Raw genomic sequence first — 385 nt, forward strand, 5'->3', positions numbered from 1 at the left:
GGGTTAATCCATAGGATGGTGATCTCAAGGACACAGCTTGGTAAGAAACCAAACGACCGCTTTACCGCGCTGATGGATCAATTCATGCCGCAGTGGCGAGCGTATCGGGAAATGCTCAACACGAGCCCGCTCACGCATGAGGATTGGGGCTACTAAGGCAAGCCATTCATCGATAGCTATCGGCCGTAACGGGCCGGTGAGGATTAAGATGCTGACCCTGTATCGTCGCCTCTCGTCACAGTGCTGGCTCCCTGCTATGTGACCGGTCATGCGAGCCACTATCGCCCAGCCCCGCAGGACATTGGCCGCCTGGGCGATGTTCGACTGGGCCAACTCGGCATTCGCCACCCTGGTGGTGACTTTTGTTTATTCCACCTATTTCACA

It is taken from the genome of Desulfurellaceae bacterium (assembly GCA_021296095.1).
Classification (GTDB): Bacteria; Desulfobacterota; Binatia; order Bin18; family Bin18; genus JAAXHF01.